Consider the following 20,691-nt stretch of genomic DNA (forward strand, 5'->3'; position numbering starts at 1 on the left):
TAAGGGTTTTACTTTACAACTGGATGTTTCATTTAATAACTCTGAAAACAGAGCGAGGCCATTCTTGGTGATCTAGGCCCGGTTGTAAAGCTTTATTTGAAAATAATTGATGTTTTTTTGTTCGGTTGGCTTTAATTCAAGCTCAGCTAGGTCGCCGGGCTTGATTTGTAAGATTTTGATCTCAAAAAATTTACTCGTCTGGCTGCTTAGTTCTGAGATCGACATATGGCCAGTAATGGTGACCAACTCGAATCAACAGAGTTGCTGCAGCTAAGATAAATGCCGCTAAAGATAACCAAACAATCAGTACCGCATCCAACTCTTTCATACCCAAGGTGATGTAACGTGCTATCGCCATCATCGCGATATAGATAGGGTATCGCACTGGGATCTTACCGTTCATCACGAACTGCTGAACCATGGCTAGCACTTCTAAGTAGATAAACATCAGCAGAATGTCGGTCAGTTGTACTCGACGTTCAGCAAAGACGTGCATGAACTCTTCCATCATGGCAAACAGTGTCGCCAGTGTGATCGCCACTAATAGAACGGCTTCAAGAATGTGGAAAACCTTAAGGAAAGGCTTACTAAAAGACTTAGGTAAGTGAGAAGACATAGTCACTCTTCAAAAATAATTAATCCAACCTCTACAATAGCATGCATCAATATAAGTCGCGCATTCTAAGAGATAACAGATACAAAAATGGCCCCACTTTCACTGCAGAGCCATCTATTGGTTTGTTACTTAACGACTGTTGCTTAACAAACGTTACTTGGCTATTAAGCTTATAGCAGGATTAGGTAAGTTAAGAACACCACACACAGTCCGTAGATAAGCGGGTGTACTTCTTTACGCTTACCTGCCACAACCATGGTGAATGCGTAGCTGATGAAACCCATCGCCATACCATTGGCAGGAGAGAAGCTTAGTACGGTGAACATGATGGTGAAGAAAGCTGCAATACGTGACTCTTTCTTTTCCCAGTTAATCTGACCAAGACGACCCACCATGTAGATGCCCACTACAACCATCGCAGGCGCAACCATTGCCGCCGAGAAGATAGAGAAAAGTGGGTATAGGAAAAGCGAGATTAAGAACAGACCCGCCACCATGACTGCTGCCAAGCCCGTTTTTGCACCTTGAGAAGAAGCAATACCCGATTCAGAGAAAGCAGTAATCGATGTGGTACCTAGAATTGAACCAATCACTGTACCGCCCGCATCGGCGACTAACGCTGATTTTGCGTTTGGTACCTTGCCGTCTTTGTCAATGATACCTGCATCGCGGCCCACACCAACAATTGTGCTCAAGCCATCAAAGAAATCGACAATCAGGAAAATAAGGACGATGAACAAGAGGTCAAACATTTTCTCTGGCGTAAAAGCAGAGAAATCAAAAATAGCACCGAAGCTACCTGCCATGCTTGGTGGCATAGCAATGAACTGTTCTGGGATTGGTGCATTTGAAGTGCCCATGAAGACATCAGCAAGAATGGTCAGTGCAATAGCAGAAACGAACGAGATAAAGGTTGCTAACTTAATATCACGAACCATACAGCCTAATGCAATGAAGATGCTCACATAAGCGATGATCACTTTCGGATCGGAAATGTCACCTAAGCCAACCAAGACGAACGGGTTAGAAACAATGATGCCCGCATTCTTGAGGCCTAAGAAAGCAATGAACAGTCCGAGAGACACGGTAATCGCCAACTTCAAATCTTCAGGAATCGACTCAATCATCGATTTACGGATATTGGTCAATGAGAACGCGAGGTAAAGGATACCCGATAGGAAGATGCCAAACAGCGCTTCATTCCAAAGCACCGCAACAGAGCCACTTAATAATAAGCCTTTGAAGAAGCCGTTCATGCTCATGCCTGGTGCAAGCATGACTGGGTAGTTGCCCCAAATGCCCATAATAAGCGTTGCGATAGCGGCAGACAGAGCGGTTGCTGTAAATACTGCCCCTTTGTCCATACCTGGGATATCCCCCAAAATCGCTGGGTTAACCGCCAGAATGTAGCTCATCGCTAAGAAAGTAATAAAACCCGCGTACAGCTCTGTGCCAATCGTGGTTTTTCTTTCAGTGATTTTAAACATCGAATCAAGCGAGCCAGAGGTGTTCTGGGCTTTCAGGGTGGAATCGGTACTCACAACAAAACCTTTGCAATAAATTAAGAATTTGAGATTCAAATGCTGTGAGAATAGAGAGGTCTCTACACTAAAAACTGTAGTCACCAAGGTAGGCTTGGTAGTAGAAACATCTAGTCCAGTAGGGTCTGTTAACCCTAGACATATACAGCATTTAATCGTTTGCGCGGATTGTAAGGGTTGGGATTAAAACTTCAACAAATTTTGCCCAGATCACATAAAAAAGTGAACATGATGAGTCATTACATTTATACAAAGATCCTTGATAAGATCATTCGCTAATAAATAACGATCAAGTCAGTTGTTCTCAATCATCTAAATATGCTACTCTTCGCCTCCATTTTTCTGACCTAATTTTCACCAGTTGTCTCTATTAGTTTCACTCGTTATCCCTTTATAGATGCAGCCATCGGTATAACAATTAAGGTCAGTGCTATCTTTTATAGTGTCGGTTTATCGCCTTCACTCTATCCAACCAACAGTGGAAATATACAGATGGGCAAAGGTACTCTTTACATCGTATCTGCACCTAGTGGCGCAGGTAAGTCGAGCTTGATCTCAGCAATGCTAGAAACCAATCCAACCTACGCAATGAAGGTATCTGTTTCACACACCACTCGCGGTATGCGCCCTGGTGAAGAAAATGGTGTTCACTACCACTTTGTAGAAAAACATCATTTTGAAGACCTTATTAGTAAAGGTGAGTTCCTAGAGTATGCTGAAGTATTCGGCAACTACTACGGTACGTCACGCGTTTGGATTGAAGAAAACCTAGACCGCGGTATCGATGTATTCCTAGATATCGACTGGCAAGGTGCTCGTCAGATCCGAGAACAAATGCCTCAAGCGAAGAGTGTCTTCATTCTTCCACCATCAAATGGTGAGCTAGAGCGTCGTTTAAATGTTCGCGGTCAAGATAGCGACGAAGTTATTGCGAAACGCATGAGCGAAGCAAAATCAGAGATTTCTCACTATGCAGAATACGATTATGTGATCGTGAATGATGACTTTGATGCAGCCCTAATGGACTTCAGAGCAATCATTCGTGCGGAGCGCTTAAAAGAAGATAAGCAAGCAGCAAAATACAGCGGCATGCTTACAGCACTACTGGCGGAATAATCTCTGATACCAATCGTAGTAAACAACTGGTCATTCTAGCTTGTGAAAAAGCCTGATAACGTCGTTAGAATTTTTGATTGTAGGGTCACTACTTATCGAAAAATTCTTCCTTGTTCTCAAACTTTTTTCCGACGCTATCTCTGAGCACTTATTTACTGTGATTGGTATAACTGGATTTTCCATTGAGATAAGTATACGGTGAACTAGAAACTATCTAGTTAAACTTGTATACTTTCTCGTCATAAAAAATTTATTAGTTAATTACTATTTGGAGTCCTCATGGCACGCGTAACTGTTCAAGACGCTGTTGAAAAAGTTGGCAACCGTTTCGACCTAGTTCTTATTGCGGCTCGCCGCGCACGTCAAATGCAAACTGGCGGTAAAGATTCACTAGTGCCTGAAGAAAACGATAAGCCAACGGTTATCGCTCTTCGTGAAATCGAAGAAGGTCTTATCACTAAAGACGTACTAGATGCTCGTGAGCGTCAAGAGCAACAAGAGCAAGAAGCGGCTGAACTTGCAGCAGTAAGCAGCATCGCTCACACTCGTTAGCTCACAGTCGCTAATAGCGCCATTCGAACTAATTAACCTTCCGGGCCTTTAATTTGTATCTATTCGATAGCCTCAAAGACGTTGCCCAAGAATACCTAACAGAGCCTCAAATTGAGGCTCTGCGTCAATCTTATGTGGTAGCGAGAGACGCCCATGAAGGGCAAACCCGCTCAAGCGGTGAACCATACATAATCCACCCTGTAGCGGTTTCAAGAATCCTGGCAGAAATGCGTCTGGATATCGAAACCCTGCAAGCAGCCTTACTTCATGACGTCATCGAAGACTGTGATGTCACTAAAGAAGACCTTGAGGCTAAATTTGGCAATACTGTTGCTGAATTGGTAGATGGTGTATCTAAGCTGGATAAGCTTAAATTTCGTGATCGCAAAGAAGCGCAAGCAGAGAACTTCCGCAAGATGGTTCTCGCCATGGTGCAAGACATCCGCGTTATCTTGATCAAATTAGCTGACCGTACTCACAACATGCGTACGCTTGGGGCACTTCGTCCTGACAAAAAGCGTCGTATTGCTCGTGAAACCCTAGAGATCTACTCTCCACTGGCTCACCGTCTTGGTATTCATAACATCAAGACCGAACTAGAAGAGTTGGGCTTTGAAGCCCTCTACCCTAACCGTTATCGCGTACTTAAAAACGTAGTGAAAGCTGCGCGTGGTAACCGTAAGGAAATGATCCAACGTATCCATAGCGAAATCGAAGGCCGTCTTGAAGAAGTCGGTTTGCCTGCTCGCGTACTTGGTCGTGAAAAGAACCTGTTCTCCATCTATAACAAGATGAAAACCAAAGAACAACGCTTCCACACCATTATGGACATCTACGCTTTCCGCGTGGTGGTTGATACCCCAGATACTTGTTATCGCGTACTTGGCCAGGCTCACAGCCTGTACAAGCCTCGTCCTGGCCGCATGAAAGATTACATTGCGGTACCAAAAGCCAACGGCTACCAATCTCTGCACACCTCAATGATCGGCCCTCACGGGGTGCCCGTTGAGGTTCAGATTCGTACTGAAGATATGGATCAAATGGCAGACAAAGGTGTCGCAGCGCACTGGTCTTACAAAGGCAATGGGGCACGTAGTAGCAACGGCACGACCGCACAGGTTAAAGCACAACGTTGGATGCAGAGCTTACTTGAGCTGCAACAAAGCGCAGGTAACTCATTCGAATTCATTGAAAACGTTAAGTCTGATCTGTTCCCTGATGAGATCTTTGTGTTCACGCCGAAAGGTCGCATTGTCGAACTTCCTGCGGGCGCAACAGCGGTCGATTTTGCTTACGCGGTACATACCGATGTCGGCAACATGTGTGTAGGTGCTCGTGTAGACATGAACCCTTACCCACTGAGCAAATCGCTGAAGAATGGCCAAACCATTGAGATCATCAGTGCTCCGGGCGCACGCCCGAACGCAGCATGGCTCAACTACGTGGTGACATCGCGTGCACGTACTAAGATCCGTCAGGTTCTGAAAACGATGCGTCGTGAAGAGTCGATCACGCTAGGCCGTCGTCTACTGAATCATGCACTTGGCGAACACTCTATTGGCGATATCGGCCAAGAGAATATCGACCACGTATTGTCTGATCTTCGCCTAGACAATGTTGAAGACTTACTGGCATCGATTGGTCTTGGTGAGCTGATGAGTATCGTTATTGCTCGTCGTCTACTGGGTGATGCTGACGAACTGACTGAAGTGGAAAACAACAGCGACACACCAAGGAAGAAATTGGCTATCCGTGGTGCTGAAGGTCTACTACTGACGTTCGCTAACTGTTGTCACCCAATTCCAGATGATCACATCATTGCCCATGTATCGCCAGGTCGTGGCCTTGTGGTTCACCGTGAAACGTGTCCAAACGTTCGTGGTTACCAGAAAGAACCAGACAAATACATGGCGGTTGAATGGTCTGACGATTACGACCAAGAGTTCACTGCTGAACTTCAGGTTGATCTGCAGAATCACCAAGGTGCACTGGCTGAGTTAACTAACGTTATCTCGAAAACAGGCTCGAACATTCACGGTATTTCAACTGAAGAACGTGATGGACGCCTGTACACAGTGACTATCTTGCTGACCACCAAAGATCGTGTTCATCTTGCAAGTATTATGAAAAAGCTACGTGTGATGCCACACGCGCTGAAAGTAAGACGTCGTAAGAACTAACGTTTAAACTTGATAATAGTTTTGCCAAGAATTTAAATCCCCTTAATGCTTTATCGCTTAAGGGGATTTTTATAACCGTAATCCTAGTATTTACCGCGCTCCCTCCCATTCCTGCCTGTACAAAAATCCAGTAAAATGCTTGAATAGATCATCTCTCTTACGTTTATGAGCCTTGTTATGTCACAGCTTTTATCTGCTATCCCTCTCAACTCTTTATCTGGAGTCGGCGCTAAAGTCGCAGAGAAACTGGAAAAGGTTGGGCTTAACAACGTACAAGATCTGCTTTTTCACCTCCCTTTGCGCTATGAAGATAGAACACGTATCTACCCTATCGTAAAACTGCACGCGGGCTTATGGGCTGCAGTGCAAGGCAAGGTCATGCATGTCGATACCATTTTCGGTAAACGTAAGATGTTGGCGGTAAAGATCAGCGATGGTAACGGCACTATTACCCTACGCTTTTTCAACTTCACCGCAGGTATGAAGAACAACTTTGCTGAAGGCAAACAAGTGCATGCCTACGGTGAGATCAAGCGCGGTAACATGGGGCTGGAGATTGTCCATCCCGACTACAAATTCTTTGCGCCTAGGCAACAGCCAGATGTTGAAGCCAATCTGACTCCAGTGTATCCAACCACGGAGGGGCTAAGACAAGTCACACTGCGTAACCTCACCGACCAAGCATTAGAACTGATCGACAAAGCCGCGGTGAATGAGCTGCTACCATCAGGTTTATACGATCACCAAATTACCCTCGCGCAAGCACTGCATACCATTCACAGGCCACCTCCAGGCATTGACCTAGAGTTGTTTGATGAAGGTAAACACCCTGCGCAGCTACGCCTGATTATGGAAGAGTTACTGGCTCAAAACCTGTCGATGTTGTCTGTTCGTAGCAAAGGGCAGCAAGACAAGGCAATGCCTTTTCCTCCGGTGAACACCCTCAAAGATAAACTGTTAGCTCAGCTGCCATTCTCGCCAACCAACGCACAAGCACGAGTAACCAAAGAGATCGAAGCTGACCTTGAAAAGCCGCACCCTATGATGCGTTTAGTGCAAGGTGATGTGGGCTCTGGTAAAACCTTAGTGGCTGCACTCGCGGCTGTTCGCGCACTCGAACACGGTCAGCAAGTGGCACTGATGGCACCAACTGAACTACTCGCAGAACAGCACGCGATTAACTTTGCCAACTGGTTTGAGGCGATGGGCATTCAAGTTGGGTGGCTAGCAGGTAAACTCAAAGGCAAGGCTCGCGAAACCGAGCTCGTTCGTATTGCCAGTGGTGAAGCACAAATGGTGGTCGGTACTCATGCTTTGTTCCAAGAACATGTCGAGTTCAAAAACCTTGGTTTAGTGATCATCGATGAGCAGCACCGATTTGGCGTCCACCAGCGATTAGAGCTGCGTGAGAAAGGTGCAAAGCAAGGTTATTACCCACACCAATTAGTCATGACGGCAACACCGATTCCACGAACGTTAGCGATGACGGCCTATGCCGACCTCGAAACCTCAATTATTGATGAGTTGCCACCGGGTCGAACACCAATTCAAACCGTGGCGATTCCTGATACCAAGCGGGATGACATTGTCGAACGTGTGAAAAATGCGTGTCTTAATGAAGGCAAACAAGCCTATTGGGTATGTACGCTGATTGATGAGTCCGAAGTATTAGAAGCTCAAGCTGCGGCTGATACTGCTGAAGAGCTGCAACGCAAACTGCCTGACGTCAAAATTGGTCTCGTGCACGGCCGAATGAAGCCAGCCGAGAAGCAAGCAGTAATGCAGGAATTCAAAGAGAACAAACTGCATTTGTTGGTCGCGACTACCGTGATTGAAGTCGGTGTGGATGTGCCTAATTCAAGCTTAATGATCATCGAGAACCCAGAGCGTCTTGGCCTAGCACAACTGCACCAACTAAGAGGCCGTGTCGGCCGTGGTTCGGTCGCAAGCCATTGTGTATTGCTGTATCACTCACCACTGTCTAAAACCGCTCAGAAACGCTTAGGTGTGCTACGTGAAAGTAACGATGGCTTTGTCATTGCACAGCGAGATTTAGAAATTCGAGGGCCCGGTGAGCTGCTTGGCACTAAGCAGACGGGCTTGGCAGACTTTAAGATTGCTGACTTGGTACGAGACCAACGTTTGATCCCTGAAGTGCAGCGTATTGCGCGTCATATTCACGATAGCTACCCAGATAACGCCAAGGCGATCATCAACCGCTGGCTAGGCGAGCGCGATGTTTACTCCAAGGCTTAGCTAACGCTGAGACTGCATAAAAAGACAAAAAGGCTTCCCTTCTAGGAAGCCTTTTTACTGTGCCTTACTCTCATCAAGCAAGAGCGAGATTCCCTATTCGCTCGTTCCTCACGATAGAGAATGACGATCAAAGTAAACTTTCACCATCAAAGTCCATGGTTAGCAATTCGTCATCCCCGAGAGGGAAAAGTGACCGAGTCAGGGATCTCTAAGCCGAAACCCAACCGACTCGCCAAACCATTAAACTGAACTTACGGCTTAACAGGGAAACTGATCTGCGCTTTTAAGCCACCTTCACTACGATTATTCACGACTACCGCACCTTGGTGTTGGCTGACAATACGTTTCACAATCGCCAAGCCTAAACCGGTCCCTTCACTGCCTCGGGCAGTATCGCCACGCGTGAACGGTTCAAACAACTTCCCGATCTGGTCCTGTGGGATACCTGGTCCATTATCTTCCACCGTTACCCAAGCAAGTTTGTTATCCGCTGTCATGCCGGTCGATACCTTGACCCAACCATTACCATAACGCAGCGCATTGACTACCAAGTTACTCACCGCACGCTTCATCGCAATTGGGTTACCAAGCGCGGGCTTCATTGATTCAGGAATATCCGTTTCAATCTGTACTTCGTATCCACCTTCAGAGCTAGAAACCTCACGAGCAATATCGTCAACAAACACCGCTTGAAATGAATCTCGATCAACGGGTTTTAAATAATCCATAAACTGACTGATGATCTCGTTACACTCTTCGGTATCACTGATGATGCCTTCCGCTAAGTAACTGTCTTCTGGTGACATCATCTCAGTCGCTAAACGAATACGCGTTAACGGAGTACGTAAATCATGACTGATACCTGCCATCAACAAAGCGCGGTCTTCTTCGAGTTCTTGGATACCTTTCGACATCTGATTAAAGGCTCGGGTTACTGAACGAATCTCTTGCGCACCTTGTACTGGCAGGGGTGGTGGAATATCACCTCGCCCGACACCTTGCGCGGCTTTCTCCAGCGCAATCAACGGACGGTTTTGCAATCGGATAAACAGCCAACCACCTGCGACAATCAACAGCGCCATGATCAGACTGTTACGAAACAGTGGTGCAAAATCCTCTTCTTGCAGCTCTGATAACGGAATACGAATTAAAGAGTTGGGTAACTGCGCAATGTCCATCCACAGTACATAACTCTCTTTCCCCAAGATCAGCCGCACTTCGGTTTCAGAACCCAGCTCTTTGGTCATCTCCTCGCTCATCAAGTCAATCGCAACGGCGTGGTAATACTCACCCGCCGCTTCACTGTTTTTCGCGTGAACAGTTACCCCTAACTGCTCAAGTACACGCTGACGTAGTGGCGCATCAATTTCGATATCCATGTCAGTGCCTTGGTCCAACACAAGGTTTAACTCATGAGCCAAAATCTTATTAAACTGCTGCAAACTCGGCATTAATGCGTAGTTGAACACTGCGTAATAAGAAAATATTTGGCTAGCAACCAACAAGGTTAAGAAGAGCACTATCGACTGAGTAAAGGAGCTACGTATGCGCATAGGAGACCTAAAGTGAGGGGTGATAAAATGTTTTATATGGCTATGACTATAACCCTAAACCCTTGTGCTGAATACAAAACGGGCCATCACATATTAATGAGATGACCCGTAAATATAGAATTCTGATTCACAGAACCGATGAAGCTGATATAGAGCTTACAAAACCGGCTTAGACTGCTTTGCCATCTGGAACGAATACGTAACCCAAGCCCCACACCGTTTGGATATAACGAGGTTTACTTGGATCTTCTTCCACTAGACGACGCAGACGAGAAATCTGAACATCGATAGAACGTTCCATCGCTGAATACTCACGGCCGCGCGCCATGTTCATCAACTTATCGCGAGACATTGGCTCACGCGCGTTAGTCACTAGTGACTTAAGAACCGCAAATTCACCTGAGGTAAGAGGCATCGGATCTTCACCGCGGAACATCTCACGCGTACCTAGATTTAAGCGGAATTCACCAAACTCAACCACAGATTCTTCTGTGCTTGGTGCGCCCGGCGCTTCAATCACTTGGCGACGCATTACCGCTTTGATACGAGCAAGCAGTTCACGTGGGTTAAATGGTTTTGGCAGGTAATCATCCGCACCCACTTCCAAGCCCACAATGCGATCCACTTCATCCCCCTTTGCTGTCAGCATAAGGATAGGTAGCGAGTTGTTTGCGTTTCTTAGACGACGACAGATCGAAAGACCATCTTCGCCCGGCAACATTAAATCCAATACCATCAAGTGAAAATTTTCACGGGTTAACAGGCGGTCCATCTGCTCACTGTTTGCCACGCTACGCACTTGAAAGCCTTGCTCTGACAGATAGCGTTCTAACAGTGCACGTAAACGAGCATCGTCATCGACCACTAAAATTTTGTAGTTTTCTTGCATGTAATGGTTCCACCTATTAAAGCTTAAACCTGAGGTTAAGCATTCTTGGTAAATTGTATAAGACATTAAAAATGTAACATTATTGAGGAAAAAGTCGCCTAAATAATTGTTAACGTATGTTGCCTTTCTATATATTCTATCTTAGATCATCATTTCATTAAGTCAGATTTATGAAAACCAAACTTATCACCCGAGAAGGTTATAACAAGCTCAAAGCAGAACATGACCACTTATGGCACGAGAAACGTCCTGAAATTACTAAGATAGTCACTTGGGCTGCAAGCCTTGGAGATCGTTCAGAAAACGCAGATTACACCTTCAATAAGCGTTTGCTTCGTCAAATTGATCGCCGAGTGCGTTTCCTACGCAAGTTCTTACCTGATGTAACTATCGTTGATTACTCGCCGCAACAAGAAGGTAAGGTATTTTTCGGTGCTTGGGTGGAAATTGAGAATGATGATGGGGAAATTAAGAAGTTTCGTATTGTCGGCCCTGAAGAGATCTACGGCGATGCTAAAGGCTATATCTCTATCGACTCACCTATGGCTAGAGCTCTGCTTAAAAAGGAAGTCGACGATGAGTTCGAGGTGAAGACCCCGGAAGGCATAAAAGAATGGTTTATCAATTCAATTCACTACACAGATAACGCTTAGAACTGACTAGACAAGCGCAGTTAACTGGCCATAACAGCCCGAAACTGGCAAAAACCAAATTCCAGATAAAAGAAAACCCCGCAAGGCTTTCGCCTAGCGGGGTTAAGTCTCTATCGCAGCAATCCGGCTACTGTTTATCTCTTCGAGATAAGGTGCTCCCTGCATCTTTCCTTGATAGTGGCTAAATCCTTTAACCAATTTCCTTTTTGTTCATCGCCATCCTAGCGGTGTCCATTCTAGCCTGTCATCCTGACTGGCGAATCTCATCCAGAGATTATTACATCCTTGCTGACCACTCATCCTAAGTAATCAAATCTTCATCCTGAAGATACCTAGTCCATTAGGCTTTTTCCTGTTCCTGCCAACTCCCTGTCGACAAGTTAAATATTACGGTATTTGGGCAAGTTTCCTAGATAGTCCCAAAAAACATTTCGAGTGAGAAATATGCCCACAAACAAACAACCAAATAAAATCAGTAACTTAGATTGATTCTAAGACGATTTCATCGGTTTAAAGTGACTTAGTCGCACACCACGTGTAAGAGATCTCGCACAAAGTGGGTATCACAAACGGAAATTCGACTTCTAACAGGATAATTACACAGCCAAAGCTAGAAAAAGCGTACGCTCACCCCCATGTATTTATCATGATATTAAATAAGAGATTCATCGGATGAGCCAAGCTATCTGTCGACTGATTGCTGAAGAACTGAATGTTCGTTCAGAGCAAGTCACCGCCGCAGTAAACCTAATTGACGACGGTAACACCGTTCCCTTTATTGCCCGCTACCGTAAAGAAGTCACGGGTGGCTTAGACGATACCCAACTACGTAACCTTGATAGTCGCCTTTCATACCTTCGCGAGCTCGACGATCGTCGCCAAACGATTCTTAAGTCGATTCAAGATCAAGGTAAGCTCACGCCAGAGTTAGAGCGGGATATCACTCAAGCCGACAGTAAGACGCGCCTAGAAGATCTATACCTGCCATACAAACCAAAGCGTCGTACCAAAGGTCAGATCGCGATTGAAGCGGGCCTAGAACCCCTAGCCGATACGCTATGGAATGAACCACAGCACGATCCTGAAACTGAAGCCGCTAACTTCATCAGCAGCGATAAAGGCATCGCCGATACTAAAGCCGCACTCGATGGTGCACGTGCGATCATCATGGAACGCATTGCTGAAGATGCAAACCTGCTTGAGAAGATTCGCCAACACCTAAACCGCAATGCTGAGCTAGTGGCTCGTGTCGTTACGGGGAAAGAACATGAAGGCGAGAAATTCAAAGACTATTTCGAACACAACGAAACACTCAACAAAGTGCCTTCTCACCGTGCGCTTGCTATGTTGCGAGGTCGAAATGAAGGCTTCCTAACGCTGACAATGAATGCAGACCCAGAGCAAGAAGAAGGTGTACGTGGTTCTTACTGCGAGAACATCATCTCTGATCACTATGGCATTACTCTAAGCAGCGCACCTGCAGATGCATGGCGTAAGCAAGTGATTAGCTGGGCATGGCGCATCAAGGTTTCTATGCACATGGAAACCGAATTGATGGGTGCGATGAAAGAGCGTGCAGAGATCGAAGCGATTGAAGTATTCGCAACTAACCTTAAAGACCTGCTGATGGCAGCGCCGGCTGGACCTCGTGCAACCTTGGGCTTGGATCCGGGTTTACGTACCGGTTCGAAAATCGCGGTGGTAGATTCAACCGGTAAAGTTCTGGCGACAGAAACCATTTACCCTCACCCGCCTCAAAAACAATACGACAAATCTGCGCACGTTGTTGAGCAAATGGTTCGTAAATACAATGTTGATTTAATTGCGATTGGTAACGGTACGGCTTCACGCGAAACCGACAGCTTTGTTGCTGATGTAATTAAGCGTGGCAACCTAACAGCACAAAAAATCATTGTCAGCGAAGCCGGCGCATCGGTTTACTCTGCTTCTGAGCTAGCGGCAAAAGAATTCCCGAACATGGATGTATCGATTCGTGGTGCGGTATCTATTGCGCGTCGTCTGCAAGATCCACTGGCAGAGCTGGTGAAGATTGACCCTAAATCGATCGGTGTGGGCCAATACCAACATGATGTTAGCCAAACTATGCTCGCTAAGCGCCTAGATGCGATTGTCGAAGACTGTGTAAACGCGGTTGGTGTTGATGTGAATACCGCTTCTGCTGCGCTTCTAACTCGTGTTGCTGGTCTTTCTAACACCATCGCTCAGAACATCGTAGATTACCGCGATGAAAATGGTCGCTTTGAAGCGCGTACTACGCTGAAAAAAGTTGCTCGTTTAGGGCCAAAAGCCTTTGAACAGTGTGCTGGCTTCCTACGTATTATGGATGGTAAGAATCCACTAGACGCATCTTCGGTTCACCCAGAAGCTTACCCATTGGTGAAAGCCATCGCCGAGAAAAACCACAAAGACATCAAATCTCTGGTCGGCAATACAGATTTCTTACGAGGTTTACATGCGATTGATTACACCAACGAAAGCTTTGGTGTACCCACAGTAACCGACATTATTAAAGAGCTGGATAAACCGGGTCGAGATCCTCGTCCTGAGTTCAAGACTGCGACCTTCGCTGATGGCGTGAATAGCATGTCTGACTTAGAACCTGGCATGATCTTAGAAGGTGTGGTTTCAAACGTGGCAAACTTTGGTGCGTTCGTGGATATTGGCGTACACCAAGACGGCTTGGTGCACATTTCAGCACTGACCGATCGTTTTGTTTCTGATCCGCGTGAAGTGGTAAAAGCCGGTGACATCGTGAAAGTGAAGGTAATGGAAGTTGATGTTCAACGTAAACGTATTGCGCTAAGCATGCGCATGAAAGATGAGCCTGGACAAGACAACCGTGCACAGCGCTCAAGCGCGCCTCGCACGCAAAACCGCCCGAACCAAAATTCACAAGGCGGACAACGCCGTCGCGAAGAGCCGCAACAAAACGCTGCGATGGGTGGTGCGTTCGCTGCTGCTTTTGCAAAAGCAAAAAAGTAATCCGTTAGCTCATCTGAAAAGCTGATTCGCCTAAAACAAAAAACCTGCATCCCTTAGGGTATGCAGGTTTTTATTATGTGTTCAAAAAAGACATCGAAGTTTGGCAGGGTCATAAGTTTTCGACTTACAACACGACCAGCATCTCTGATGGAGCATGAGGCGCAACAGCATGACCATAATGATATTTTATGACCTTACGTCGTTTCTCCATCTGTCCCTCTTGAATCGCCGCATCTAAAACATGCTTTGGCAGGCGAAAACGCATGGTATAGCCCTTTCCTTGATCAGCACTGTATGTTCTCAGTGCCAATAAGCTGAATAACCTCTCAAAAGGATCTTGTGGCTCTTCTTGGCTAATCGAATTGGCCTCTGACTCGTTCTCCATTTCATAACCAGGATGGTCTGAAGGATCCCAAGCCGACTGCTGCCTTCGCTTATCGTCCGATTTTACCTTTCGCTCTGCATTGGTTTTCGCCAATGCTACGGCAGGAGCTACGGGTTCTCGAACTCTATTATCACGCGCAACTTGCTCTGTTTGCACATTAACGGATGGAGCGATCAGTGGCACACTCACTGCAGTTGCAGGTGACACAATCATCGCGAACTCTCCTCAAGAATCGCCCATCGTTATTGCTACAACGCTGTTGTACTGTGAGTCAGCACAACAGGCATAGCCCAACTTATCGCAATCCACTCTGGAGAGAGTGAGGTCTGAGTATCATGCAATGCCTTGGTGTTATACCAATCGTAGTAAATAACTGCTCATCCTAGCTTGTTAAAATGCTCGATAACGGCATTAGAACTTTTGATTGTAGAATAACTACTTATCAAAACTACTTGTCAAAAAAAAGCAGCCTTGTTCTCAAGCCTTTTTCCTACGCTATGTTTGAACACTTACTTACTGTGATTGGTATTAGGTTATATATCGACCAAGCCAGCGATAAATTTAGCGATTATTTTTGCGCGAAGCTGACCAGTTCACTGCAAAAGGCATCGGCTTCTGTCATAAACGGCGCATGGGACGACTGTGTGAAGATGTATTGCTCGGTATCGGGTAGCGCATTTCCCAGATCTTTGGCCACTTTCACTGGCACCAATCCATCTAATCGACCGTATAAACGCAGCATAGGCACTGAAATCTCAGGGAGCTGTTCACGCAGGTCGACGTCCGACAGCATCTTTAGGCCCGCCAATAAAGAATCTGGATTCGGCAACGGACGTGAAAGCACTGCTTGCTTGAGCTGTTTTACATCTTGCCTTGCTGAAGGGCTGCCCATGGCTTGCAATGCCATAAAGCGTTCGATGGTGGTCTGAAAGTCTTCCACTAACTGTTCAGTGAAAGCCGTTAATACATTGGGTTGAATACCTCGCCACAAAACAGGTTCTTTTGCAGCGGCGAATTTGGGAGAACTGGCGACCGTCACCAATTTGCTTACATAATCTGAATGATACAGAGCCATATGCGTCGCGACCAAGCCACCGAGTGACCAACCGACCCAAATAGCTTGCTTAGGGGCATCGGCCAACAGTTGCTGAGCTATCTCTTCAAGATCTTGAGCGTGGCAGTGAGAGCTGTGTCCATAACCCGGCAGATCGACAACATGAACTCGGAAATCAGACTCTAACGCAGTGACCGTTTGTTGCCATACCGCACCGTTCATTCCCCAACCGTGAACCAGAACCAAATCAGGACCTTGCCCTGAAACATGCCAATACAACGCGTCACTCATTCTCAATATTCCCTACTTTTTCCATCAGCGATAATCCGCGCTTTTCAGTATGGTGAGCAAAAGGAACACCCTAACCCAAAAGCATCACGAGCTATGTTATCTGATTGGCTACAAAAAAACACACCACGCCTGGTCACACCTCAGTGCCACCTATGCAAGCTAGACAAACTCCCCAATGATACTCATCCTCGATGGTGTCAGTCTTGCCTCGATCTCTTTTGCCAACAGCCACGCTGCCAACGATGTGGGTTAAAAACACTACTCACAGTCGAGCAGTGTGGTCAATGCTTGTCTCAGCCTCCACCTTGGCATCATCTCTATTGTGTAGGTGACTACACCTTTCCAACGGCGCGTTATATCCAACAAATGAAATACGCCGATAAGTTCTGGTTCGCTCGCGATCTATCAAAATTGTTAGCGCCACATATTCAGCACCCAGCGCCTTTGATTACCGGTGTTCCCTTACATTGGACTCGATACCTTCATCGAGGTTTTAACCAAAGCCAGTTATTGGCACATTACACAGCTCAGGAGCTGAATGTTAAAAGTGCGGTTTTATTTCGCCGATCTCGATCAACAGCTTCGCAGCAAGGATTAACCAAATCAGCAAGGCAGAACAACCTGGAAGACGCTTTCACGCTGCGCAATACGAATTTTTCAACGAACGATGACTCTCACGTCGCGATAATTGATGATGTTGTAACCACAGGCAGTACAGTGTATCAATTATGCCAATTACTACTTGAAGTGGGCGTGAAAAGGATTGATATTTACTGCATCTGCCGCACTCCTGAGCCCTCTGGATAAAAGCTGTGGATCGCTACTTGTACAGCAATCCAACAAAAAAAGGGCTGAATTACAAATCTGACAGGAGTAGAATGGCGCTAATAACCTACAAATCTACTCAGGTATTCGTCGTGTCAAATATTACTATTACAGAAACAGCTCAAACTCACTTTGCCAATCTGCTGTCACAGCAGCCTGAAGGTACAAACATTCGTGTGTTCGTGGTAAATCCAGGCACACAAAACGCTGAGTGTGGTGTTTCTTACTGCCCAACAGATGCTATCGAAGCATCGGATACAAAGCTTTCTTTCGACGCATTCTCTGCATACGTTGATGAGCTAAGCCTGCCATTTCTAGACGAAGCTGAAATCGACTTCGTGACCGATAAAATGGGATCTCAGCTCACACTGAAAGCACCAAACGCTAAGATGCGTAAAGTTTCTGATGATGCACCACTTGTAGAACGCGTTGAATACGCAATTCAAACACAAGTTAACCCGCAACTTGCAGGCCACGGTGGTCACGTAAGCTTGGTAGAAATCACTGAAGATGGCGCTGCTATCGTTGCATTCGGCGGTGGCTGTAACGGTTGTTCTATGGTTGATGTAACGCTAAAAGAAGGCATCGAGAAAGAACTTCTTCAACAATTCGAAGGTGAACTGACTGCAGTTCGCGATGCCACTGAGCACGATCGCGGTGAGCACTCTTACTACTAATCACTCAATTAGTATGATTCAATGATTAAAAGGTTGATGCGCAAGCATCAACCTTTTTTGTTTTAAAAACGGCAAAAACACCCTCTATCCGTATATATCCCGTGCAATCACAATAATGACGGCGGCGTTACCATTTGCAGTAAGGTATTCAAGTGATCGCAATCGGTTCCTGATCTAATAAATCTAGGATATGAAAACTCGGATCTAGGAACTCAACGTCATTTCCCCTATATTAGAATGACTTTACAAGAAAGAACCTCAATGAGTTAAGGAGCGAGCGCAATGACAAAAAGGACCAAGCCAGAGATTTTGGCTCAGCAAACTGTCGCTCAATCAAAACTATTCTCTATCGAGTCTCTCGATTTACGCTTTTCAAACGGTGAAGAGCGCACTTACGAACGCATGAAGCCTAGTGGTCGCAATGCAGTAATGATGGTTCCGATTACTGAGCAAGGCGATATTCTATTAGTGCGTGAATACGCCGCGGGTACTGAGCGTTATGAATTAGGCTTTCCAAAAGGTCTCATTGACCCAGGGGAGCAGCCTAATGAAGCCGCCGTTCGCGAATTAAAAGAAGAGATAGGCTTTGGTGCCAACAAGCTTACCCCGCTAAAAGAAGTGATTCTCGCGCCCTCTTACTTCTCTAGCAAAATGACGCTATTCATCGCAGAAGAGCTCTATCCAGAGAAATTAGAAGGTGATGAGCCTGAGCCGCTGGATATTGTTCGCTGGCCACTTGCTCAAGCTGAAGAGCTATTAACACATCTCGACTTCTGTGAGGCTCGCAGTATTACCGCCCTACTATTAACCCTTCGAGTCTTAAACAACAATTAGAACAAACAGGCTCGCTCGAAGAGTAAGAGAATATTTATGCCAATAACAAAAGATTTATCTCATCTCCTTCCCTCTGTCATTGAGATTGCTCGCTCTGCAGGGCAACTCATCTTAGAGATCTATGAGAAAAAAGATTACGAAGAGTTCACCAAAAGCGATGACACACCTGTCACCAGTGCCGATCTCGCCGCACATAAGCTGATCTCGAAAAAACTCACTGAACTCACACCTGATATTCCCGTTTTATCTGAAGAAGCCGCCGACATCAGCCTAGAGCAGCGTTCTCAATGGGATCGCTACTGGTTGGTTGACCCACTCGATGGCACGCAAGAATTCATCGCTCGAAGTGGCGACTTTGCAACAATCATCGCCTTAATTGAGCACAACAAGCCAGTAATGGGCGTGGTGTATGCGCCAGTTTCAGGGGTGAGCTATTACGCTTATAGCGGTAAAGGCGCTTGGAAAATTCCAGACCTCAACGACAGCGTGAAAATAAAAACGCATCATCACGAGCTACCAAACCAATCGATCGCGATGGCGATCAGTCGTCGTCAAGACATCAACCGCATCACTAGCCGTATGAGCTCAGCTTGGAACTATGACTTGGTTCCACTAGGTTCCGCTGCACTTAAGGCATGTTTAGTGGCGGAAGGCGCTGTGGACTGTTACCTAAGAATAGGCCCAACCGGCGAGTGGGATACCGCAGCAACGCAATGTATTGTTGAAGAAGCGGGAGGCCGAATCCTAAGCACTCAATTAGAGCCACTTTCTTATAACGAAAGAGAGACGCTTGAGAACCCGAACTTCATTGTTCTTGGTGATGCAGACTTACCTTGGGCTGAGATACTTCAGGGTAAAGATTAGCGTCTGTAACTTACCGATATTCAAACAAAATGGGCACCTCACTGAGGTGCCCATTTTTTATATCTCGCGATTTAATAACCAAATTCACTCACCAACAGCGCCTATCTCAGAAGTAGATACCGAGCTAAAAACGACCTTGGTAGGTAAATTGATACTTACCTTGGTTATCTGGATTACCCAACCATTTAAGCTGATTTTGCATCGTTGGCGGGAATTCAACACCCGGTTTAAACCACGCTGCAGATGTGTAGCGCTGGTTAGGTGTTAGACTCGCTGAGAACTCACTGTCTACTTGAGTGCTCTTCTGAACGCCTTTGGCTGCAATTGTACTGTCTTCACAGCTGATGTCAGCAATCACAGGGCCGAGATCTAGCGCACCCACAGGGGAATCAACGGCAGCGCCAGACCAAGCAAGCGTGCCTTCGCCCGATTGGCACCAAGGTTGAGCATGAACCGCATGCTTAATCGTCAGTTCAACTTGTCCGCCAATAGCAACCGGGACTGGGATCACTGGTGCGTATTTCATCACGTTCATAGCAGGCATTGAAGCCACTAAGTTTTCGGCATACGCGCCGCTCATGCTGTACCCGACACGTCCTTTGCCTGATAAGTTCATATCGCTATTACGACCAAAACGAACCGCGAGCTCAGCTTTAGCCTGTAGGAGTTTAGAAAACTGGAAGTCCCACTGTACTGAGCCGTAATTAACACGCTGCCATACGATATTGTTAGCACTGCCTTGCCAAACGGTACCTTCAACACCTTCGATACTTAAACCGCGTACCACAGGTGCATGTTTGAGAGCAAAAGAAGCCGGTAAGTGCAGCAACAAACTTACTGAGAAAAAAACGATAAAGATGCCGCTGAATAGCAGGCTGTATTTTAACGATATACCGCGTTTCACATTAACCTCGTTTAAACTGTAGTCGGTTGACATCAATAACCCCAGGGCTATCAGAGCGATCAATATCCATAAATTCAACCTCAACACCCTGCTTTTCTTTCAGGTATGTCAGCCAGTCTACGAACTTATTAAATGGCACCGGCTTTACCCACACTTGCAGCATCTCGCCACGTGGTTGTACACGGATCAGCTCGATGTTAAAACGACGCATAGAAGCGGGTACCGACTGGTTTAAAGGCTGGCTCGCACTGATGCCGCCGCTGCCTCTTAATTCAACCACTTCATTGGCTTTATTCGTAACCCAAGCCAGCAATTGCTTCTCACTTTGAATACGGCTCTGCGCTAGCTCAGCTCGTTGGCTAAGTGGTTGTATTAATCCCCAATAAACAATACCCAGTATCAATAAAATAGAACAACCAATGACTAATCGTTGTTCCCTCTGACTTATTGAAGTCCACCACGCTTGGAGTGGTTCAATCATATTTCTCATCACTGCTC

Annotated in this window: 18 protein-coding genes; 10 read left to right on the top strand and 8 right to left on the bottom strand. The window is 46.1% G+C overall.

The window, feature by feature from the left end; all coding sequences use genetic code 11:
* Positions 1-190 precede the first annotated feature (190 nt).
* Complete coding sequence (locus tag IQO02_RS13320; protein WP_010433639.1) at positions 191-616, bottom strand: phosphate-starvation-inducible protein PsiE; 426 nt, start codon at positions 614-616, stop codon at positions 191-193.
* A gap of 170 nt (positions 617-786) precedes the next feature.
* On the bottom strand, positions 787-2,157 hold the full coding sequence (locus IQO02_RS13325) for an NCS2 family permease (protein WP_010433636.1): 1,371 nt from the start codon (positions 2,155-2,157) through the stop codon (positions 787-789).
* A gap of 492 nt (positions 2,158-2,649) precedes the next feature.
* Here IQO02_RS13325 and gmk point away from each other — a divergent pair, with 492 nt between their 5' ends.
* The 4 genes from gmk (at position 2,650) to recG (ending at position 8,261) form a co-directional block, all read left to right on the top strand.
* Positions 2,650-3,273 (top strand): guanylate kinase, encoded by a 624-nt coding sequence (gene gmk / locus IQO02_RS13330; RefSeq protein WP_010433632.1) that lies wholly within the window; start codon positions 2,650-2,652, stop codon positions 3,271-3,273.
* Between the two features lie 279 nt (positions 3,274-3,552).
* Positions 3,553-3,825, top strand: coding sequence for a DNA-directed RNA polymerase subunit omega (gene rpoZ / locus IQO02_RS13335; RefSeq protein ID WP_009848003.1), 273 nt, complete (start codon positions 3,553-3,555; stop codon positions 3,823-3,825).
* A gap of 53 nt (positions 3,826-3,878) precedes the next feature.
* A complete protein-coding gene (gene spoT, locus IQO02_RS13340; protein ID WP_010433627.1) occupies positions 3,879-6,005 on the top strand; it encodes a bifunctional GTP diphosphokinase/guanosine-3',5'-bis pyrophosphate 3'-pyrophosphohydrolase in 2,127 nt (708 codons plus the stop codon).
* Between the two features lie 177 nt (positions 6,006-6,182).
* Positions 6,183-8,261 (top strand): ATP-dependent DNA helicase RecG, encoded by a 2,079-nt coding sequence (gene recG / locus IQO02_RS13345; protein ID WP_010433624.1) that lies wholly within the window; start codon positions 6,183-6,185, stop codon positions 8,259-8,261.
* Positions 8,262-8,512: 251 nt separating this feature from the next.
* Here the strand turns inward: recG and envZ are convergent, their stop codons facing one another.
* Positions 8,513-9,814 carry a two-component system sensor histidine kinase EnvZ gene (gene envZ, locus IQO02_RS13350; RefSeq protein ID WP_010433621.1) on the bottom strand — a complete coding sequence of 434 codons (1,302 nt, stop codon included), beginning with the start codon at positions 9,812-9,814 and terminating at the stop codon, positions 8,513-8,515.
* A 169-nt stretch (positions 9,815-9,983) separates the two neighbouring features.
* Positions 9,984-10,703, bottom strand: a complete 720-nt coding sequence (gene ompR / locus IQO02_RS13355) for a two-component system response regulator OmpR (protein ID WP_010433618.1) — start codon at positions 10,701-10,703, stop codon at positions 9,984-9,986.
* A gap of 170 nt (positions 10,704-10,873) precedes the next feature.
* On the opposite strand from ompR, the gene greB reads away from it, so the two are divergent.
* Together greB and IQO02_RS13365 are read left to right on the top strand one after the other, a co-directional pair.
* Positions 10,874-11,356 carry a transcription elongation factor GreB gene (gene greB / locus IQO02_RS13360; protein ID WP_010433615.1) on the top strand — a complete coding sequence of 161 codons (483 nt, stop codon included), beginning with the start codon at positions 10,874-10,876 and terminating at the stop codon, positions 11,354-11,356.
* 672 nt (positions 11,357-12,028) lie between these two features.
* On the top strand, positions 12,029-14,359 hold the full coding sequence (locus IQO02_RS13365) for a Tex family protein (RefSeq protein ID WP_016767856.1): 2,331 nt from the start codon (positions 12,029-12,031) through the stop codon (positions 14,357-14,359).
* Between the two features lie 124 nt (positions 14,360-14,483).
* Here the strand turns inward: IQO02_RS13365 and IQO02_RS13370 are convergent, their stop codons facing one another.
* Together IQO02_RS13370 and bioH are read right to left on the bottom strand one after the other, a co-directional pair.
* Positions 14,484-14,957, bottom strand: a complete 474-nt coding sequence (locus tag IQO02_RS13370; RefSeq protein ID WP_010433611.1) for a hypothetical protein — start codon at positions 14,955-14,957, stop codon at positions 14,484-14,486.
* 355 nt (positions 14,958-15,312) lie between these two features.
* Positions 15,313-16,089, bottom strand: a complete 777-nt coding sequence (gene bioH / locus IQO02_RS13375; protein ID WP_065100863.1) for a pimeloyl-ACP methyl ester esterase BioH — start codon at positions 16,087-16,089, stop codon at positions 15,313-15,315.
* Between the two features lie 93 nt (positions 16,090-16,182).
* Here bioH and IQO02_RS13380 point away from each other — a divergent pair, with 93 nt between their 5' ends.
* The 4 genes from IQO02_RS13380 (at position 16,183) to cysQ (ending at position 19,289) form a co-directional block, all read left to right on the top strand.
* Entirely contained in the window at positions 16,183-16,896 is a 714-nt protein-coding gene (locus IQO02_RS13380; RefSeq protein WP_322626536.1) for a ComF family protein, read from the top strand.
* A gap of 110 nt (positions 16,897-17,006) precedes the next feature.
* A complete protein-coding gene (gene nfuA / locus IQO02_RS13385; RefSeq protein WP_010433605.1) occupies positions 17,007-17,591 on the top strand; it encodes a Fe-S biogenesis protein NfuA in 585 nt (194 codons plus the stop codon).
* Positions 17,592-17,873: 282 nt separating this feature from the next.
* Complete coding sequence (gene nudE, locus IQO02_RS13390; protein WP_010433602.1) at positions 17,874-18,425, top strand: ADP compounds hydrolase NudE; 552 nt, start codon at positions 17,874-17,876, stop codon at positions 18,423-18,425.
* Between the two features lie 36 nt (positions 18,426-18,461).
* Positions 18,462-19,289, top strand: a complete 828-nt coding sequence (gene cysQ, locus IQO02_RS13395; protein WP_010433599.1) for a 3'(2'),5'-bisphosphate nucleotidase CysQ — start codon at positions 18,462-18,464, stop codon at positions 19,287-19,289.
* 124 nt (positions 19,290-19,413) lie between these two features.
* On the opposite strand, the gene IQO02_RS13400 is transcribed toward cysQ, so the two are convergent.
* Together IQO02_RS13400 and IQO02_RS13405 are read right to left on the bottom strand one after the other, a co-directional pair.
* Positions 19,414-20,193, bottom strand: a complete 780-nt coding sequence (locus IQO02_RS13400) for a type II secretion system protein N (protein WP_010433596.1) — start codon at positions 20,191-20,193, stop codon at positions 19,414-19,416.
* A gap of 1 nt (position 20,194) precedes the next feature.
* Entirely contained in the window at positions 20,195-20,683 is a 489-nt protein-coding gene (locus IQO02_RS13405) for a type II secretion system protein M (RefSeq protein ID WP_016768269.1), read from the bottom strand.
* Positions 20,684-20,691 lie beyond the last annotated feature (8 nt).

The organism is Vibrio sp. OPT24, assembly GCF_015163545.1.
Lineage (GTDB): Bacteria > Pseudomonadota > Gammaproteobacteria > Enterobacterales > Vibrionaceae > Vibrio > Vibrio cyclitrophicus.